We start from the raw sequence: 4763 nt of genomic DNA on the forward strand, positions 1-4763 counted from the left end.
GACGGGGCCGGCGGCCAGCCGGGGTCGCCCGGGGCCTGAGGTCCCTGCTGGCCGGGCAGCGGCTGGTGCGGTGGTGGGGCTGCCGGTCCGGGAGCGGTCATGGAAGCCAGCGTAGTGCCCGGCGGCTCACCGGTAAGGACCCGCAGCTCGATCGCTGGCGACCACCACCACGTCCCCGCCGGGTGCCGCGGTCGCCAACGCCTCGTACGCGGACGGCTCGTCGATGCTCTCGGCGAGCAGCGGGACGGCGGTGACCTTGACGTCGAAACCGCCCAGCGCCCGCCGGTATGTGCCGACCGACTCCCACTCGGTGACCAGGCACCAGTGGCGCGGGTCGTCCAGTGCCCGGACGACCTGTCCCCGCAGGTAGCCGGGCCGGGCTGCGAGCGCGGCGAGGGCCGCGTGGGCCCGACCGGCGAAGTCCTCGGCGGCGTCTTCCTCGACCACGAACCGGTTGGTCACCAGCACCGGCTCCCCCTCCTCGTAGAGTCTGTGGGATGCAGCGTACGCAGCGCGGGATCCACGAGCGGCTGGCCCGGGCCAACCCCACGACGGTGTTCCTGATCACCCTGTTCCTGATGCTGGCCGCGTTCTTCGTCCCGGGGGTGATCGGCGGGCTGTTGACCTTGACGATCGCCGCCGCGCTGGCCGCACTGCTGGTGACGACCTGGCAGGTGCAGACTCCGCCGACCCGGGCGATCCGGCTCGTCGCGCTCACCCTGCTGGTCACCGTCGGTCTGGTGAAGCTGCTCTGACATGCACTCATGCGTTTTTGACAATCATTGTCGTTGTCGCGGAGAGTCGGTGTCATGACCTACCGCACCGCTCCGCGCGCTCTGGCCACCGCCACGGCCGCCCTGCTCGCCCTGGGTGGCGTCACCGCCTGCTCGACCGAGGACAGCCCGGCCGGCGCCGACCCGAACCGGATCGACGTGGTGGCCGGGTTCTACCCGTTGCAGTTCCTCGCCGAGCAGGTCGGCGGCGACGCGGTGGCGGTGACGAACCTGGCCCGCCCCGGTGCCGAGCCGCACGACCTGGAGCTGAACCCGGGGCAGGTCGGTCAGATCAGCGAGGCGGAGCTGATCATCTTCCTGCACGGCTTCCAGCCCGCGGTGGACGAGGCGATCGACCAGAACGGCGGTGACCGCGCGTTCGACGTGGCGACCGTGGAGCCGCTGCTCGACGCCGCCGCCGGTGGCCACACCCACAGCCACGGCGACGACGACCACGGTCACGAGGACGACGACCACGGTCACGACCACGACGAGGAGAAGAAGCCGGCGGAGGAGGCGAAGCACGCCGAGGAGACCTCGGACGGCGCCAAGGACCCGCACGTCTGGCTGGACCCGACCCGGCTGGCCACCATCGGCGACAAGCTGGCCGAGCGCTTCGGCGCCGTCGACCCGGACCGGGCCGGCGAGTACACCCGGCGGGCCACCGCCCTGCGTACCGAGTTGGAGAAGCTGGACACCGAGTTCAGCGAGGGCCTGAAGACCTGCCAGCGGCGGGAGATCGTGGTCAGCCACACCGCGTTCGGGTACCTCGCGCAGAAGTACCAGCTGGAGCAGATCGGCATCACCGGGCTCTCCCCGGAGGACGAGCCGTCGCCGCAGCGGCTGGCCGAGGTCACCGAGGAGGCGCGGGAGCACGGCGCCACCACGATCTTCTTCGAGACTCTCGTCAGCCCGAAGGTCGCCGAGACCATCGCCAAGGAGGTCGGTGCCCAGACCGCGGTGCTCGATCCGATCGAAGGCCTGTCCGCCGACAACGGCGGCGACTACCTTTCGGTGATGCGCACCAATCTGCAGACCCTGAGGACGGCGTTGAGCTGCTCGTGACACCTGACGTCATCACCGTGGAGCACGGGGTGGTCGGCTACGACGGCCGCCCCGTGCTCCGCGACGTATCCCTGACCGTGACCACCGGCGAGGTGGTCGCGGTCCTCGGCGCCAACGGCTCCGGCAAGTCCACCCTGATCCGCGCCGTGCTCGGGCTCGTCCCGCTCACCGCCGGCTCGATCACCCTCTTCGGCCAGCGGGTACGCCGGTTCCGACAGTGGCAGCGGCTCGGCTACGTGCCCCAGCGGCTCGGCGCGGGCAGCGGCGTACCGGCCACCGTGGCCGAGGTGGTCGCCTCCGGCCGACTGGCCCGCCGGGGCATCCTGCGTCCGCCGGGGCGGGTCGACCGGGAGGCGGTGGCGGAGGCGTTGCGCGCCGTGGGCCTGGCCGACCGGGCGAAGGACCCGGTGGCCACGCTCTCCGGCGGGCAGCAACAACGCACCCTGATCGCCCGGGCCCTGGCCGGACGCCCGGAACTGCTGGTGCTCGACGAACCGACGGCGGGGGTGGACGCGGCCAGCCAGGAGGCGTTCGCCGGGGCGCTGCGCGGCTTCGTCGACGACGGCGGCACCGTCCTGCTCGTCGCGCACGAACTGGGCCCGCTCCGGCCGCTGATCAGTCGCGCGATCGTCGTACACCAGGGGCAGATCGCGCACGACGGCGCGGTCCCGGACCCGGCCGGGCACCACGCGGAGCCCGACCACGACCACGTGCATCCGCACGGCCCCGAGGAGCCCGCCGGCATGTGGAGCACAAGGTGAGTCTCTTCCAGTACGAATTCATGATGCGCGCTTTGATCGGCGCGCTGATCATCGGGCTGGCCGCCCCGGCGCTCGGCATCTACCTAGTGCAGCGACGACTCGCGCTGATCGGCGACGGCATCGGGCACGTGGCGCTCACCGGCGTCGGCGCGGGCCTGCTGTTCCAGACCTCGCCCGTGATCATGGCGGTGATCGCGGCCACCATCGGGGCGATCGCCATCGAGCTGATCCGCGAACGCGGTCGCACCTCCGGCGACCTGGCGCTGGCCCTGCTCTTCTACGGCGGCATCGCCGGTGGCGTGGTCCTGGTGGGGCTCTCCGACAGCACCAGCGCCAACCTCAACGCGTACCTCTTCGGTGCGTTGACCACGACCTCCCGCGACGACCTGGTCACCATCGCGGTGCTCGGTGTGGCGGTGCTGGCCGCGATGCTGGCGCTGCGGCCCGCGCTCTTCGCCGTCTGCCACGACGAGGAGTACGCCCGGGTCTCCGGCCTGCCGGTACGCGCGCTGAACCTGCTGCTCGCGATCACCACCGCGATCACCGTCACGATCGCCATGCGGGCCGTCGGCGTCCTGCTGATCAGCGCGTTGATGGTCGTACCGGTGGCCACCGCCCAGCAGGTCACCCGGGGCTTCCGCAGCACCATGACGGCAGCCATGGCACTGGGCCTGTTCGCCGCCGGGGCCGGCATCTGGATGGCGGCGCTCGCCGACACCGCACCGGGCGCGTCGGTGGTGGTCCTGGCCATCGCCTCCTTCGTGGTGGTCACCCTGCTGGCCGCCGCCTGGCGCCGGATCCGCCGCTCCCGGCCGCAACCCACACCCGATCCGGAACCGCACGAGGTGGTGCTCAGCCGGTCCTGATCACGGGTTCCGCTTCGGTATTGGTTACCGTTGCAGGGTGACCAGCGGATCCGGCTATGACGCCTTCGAGGGTGCCAGCGAGCTCCTGCGCGCTCTCTCGGCGCCGATCCGGCTCGCCATCGTCAGCGAACTGGCCGGCGGCGAGCGGTGCGTGCACGAGCTGGTGGATAAACTCGGCGTCGCGCAACCGCTGGTCTCCCAGCACCTGCGGGTGCTGCGCGGGGCCGGCGTGGTCCGCGGCTCGCGGCGGGGCCGGGAGATCGCGTACGCCCTGGTCGACGAGCATGTCGCGCACATCGTCGCCGACGCGGTCAGCCATGCCGGGGAGGAATCATGAGCGAGCCACGCGAGCGAATCATCAGGCCCAGCACAAATGCCGGACCGCAGCGAAGCGGAGTGACGGCATGAGCGAGAGTGCGGTGGTCCGCAACACCCGCCAGCGGTCGGCGGTGAGCGCGTTGCTGGCCGAGTTGGAGGGCTTCCACAGCGCCCAGGACCTACACGCGATGCTGCGTGAACGCGGCGAGCGGGTCGGGTTGACGACGGTCTACCGGACGTTGCAGGGCCTGGCCGACGCGGGCGAGATCGACGTGATGCGTCCGCCCGGCGGCGAGCACCTCTACCGCAGGTGCAGCGAGGGGCACCACCACCATCTGGTCTGCCGCGCCTGCGGCCGGACGGTGGAGGTGGCCGGGCCGACGGTGGAGAACTGGGCCGACCGGGTGGCCGCCCAGCACGGCTTCACCGACGTCAGCCACACCCTGGAAATTTTCGGCACCTGCCCGGACTGCGCCCGCTGATCCCGCCTGCCGCACGATCGGGCGTCCGTGGGAGTGCTCGCCGCGCCGGGGCGTGGCACGCTGTCCGGCGTGAAAATCTACGCTGATCGTTTCCCGACCGCGCTGCGCCAGTTCCTCACCGATCTGCTCGTCGTCGCCTGGGTGTACGTGGCGATTCGGGGTGCGCTCTGGCTGCACGATCTGGTGCAGAAGCTGGCCGTACCCGGACAGAAGCTGGAGGGGGCCGGCGGCGGACTGGCCGACAACCTGGCCGACGCGGGCGGCAAGGTCGGCCGGGTGCCGTTGGTGGGCGACGAGCTGACCGGCCCGTTCGAGCGGGCGGCCGGCGCGGCCCGTTCGCTCGCCGAGGCCGGGCGGGACCAGCAGGAACTGGTCGACCAGTTGGCGGTGGCGCTGGCCGTCGGGTTGCTGGTGGTCCCGCTGGGGTTGGTGCTGTTCGGCTGGCTGCCACTGCGGGTGCGCTGGATGCGGCGGGCCGCCTCGGCAGCGGCTCTGGCC

Annotated in this window: 8 protein-coding genes; 7 read left to right on the forward strand and 1 reads right to left on the reverse strand. The window is 71.8% G+C overall.

Annotation, left to right across the window (positions count from 1 at the left end):
- Positions 1-126: 126 nt before the first annotated feature.
- Positions 127-468, reverse strand: coding sequence for an antibiotic biosynthesis monooxygenase (locus EYA84_RS26775; RefSeq protein ID WP_131056481.1), 342 nt, complete (start codon positions 466-468; stop codon positions 127-129).
- Between the two features lie 29 nt (positions 469-497).
- On the opposite strand from EYA84_RS26775, the gene EYA84_RS26780 reads away from it, so the two are divergent.
- The 7 genes from EYA84_RS26780 to EYA84_RS26810 form a co-directional block, all read left to right on the forward strand.
- Positions 498-755, forward strand: a complete 258-nt coding sequence (locus EYA84_RS26780; RefSeq protein WP_131056482.1) for a hypothetical protein — start codon at positions 498-500, stop codon at positions 753-755.
- Between the two features lie 54 nt (positions 756-809).
- Positions 810-1838, forward strand: coding sequence for a metal ABC transporter substrate-binding protein (locus EYA84_RS26785; RefSeq protein ID WP_131056484.1), 1029 nt, complete (start codon positions 810-812; stop codon positions 1836-1838).
- A complete protein-coding gene (locus EYA84_RS26790) occupies positions 1835-2599 on the forward strand; it encodes a metal ABC transporter ATP-binding protein (RefSeq protein WP_131056486.1) in 765 nt (254 codons plus the stop codon). The genes EYA84_RS26785 and EYA84_RS26790 overlap by 4 nt, the downstream gene beginning before the upstream one ends.
- Positions 2596-3465, forward strand: a complete 870-nt coding sequence (locus EYA84_RS26795; protein ID WP_131056488.1) for a metal ABC transporter permease — start codon at positions 2596-2598, stop codon at positions 3463-3465. The genes EYA84_RS26790 and EYA84_RS26795 overlap by 4 nt, the downstream gene beginning before the upstream one ends.
- Before the next feature lie 37 nt (positions 3466-3502).
- Complete coding sequence (locus tag EYA84_RS26800) at positions 3503-3802, forward strand: helix-turn-helix transcriptional regulator (protein ID WP_131056490.1); 300 nt, start codon at positions 3503-3505, stop codon at positions 3800-3802.
- A gap of 67 nt (positions 3803-3869) precedes the next feature.
- The gene (locus EYA84_RS26805) at positions 3870-4265 is read left to right on the forward strand and encodes a Fur family transcriptional regulator (protein WP_131056492.1); all 396 of its coding nucleotides are present in this window, start codon (positions 3870-3872) and stop codon (positions 4263-4265) included.
- 69 nt (positions 4266-4334) lie between these two features.
- Positions 4335-4763, forward strand: a 429-nt coding sequence (locus EYA84_RS26810; RefSeq protein ID WP_131056494.1) for a hypothetical protein, incomplete at its 3' end; no start/stop codon positions are given.

Origin of the sequence: Verrucosispora sp. SN26_14.1 (genome assembly GCF_004307965.1) — a bacterium.
In the GTDB taxonomy this organism is placed as follows: domain Bacteria; phylum Actinomycetota; class Actinomycetes; order Mycobacteriales; family Micromonosporaceae; genus Micromonospora.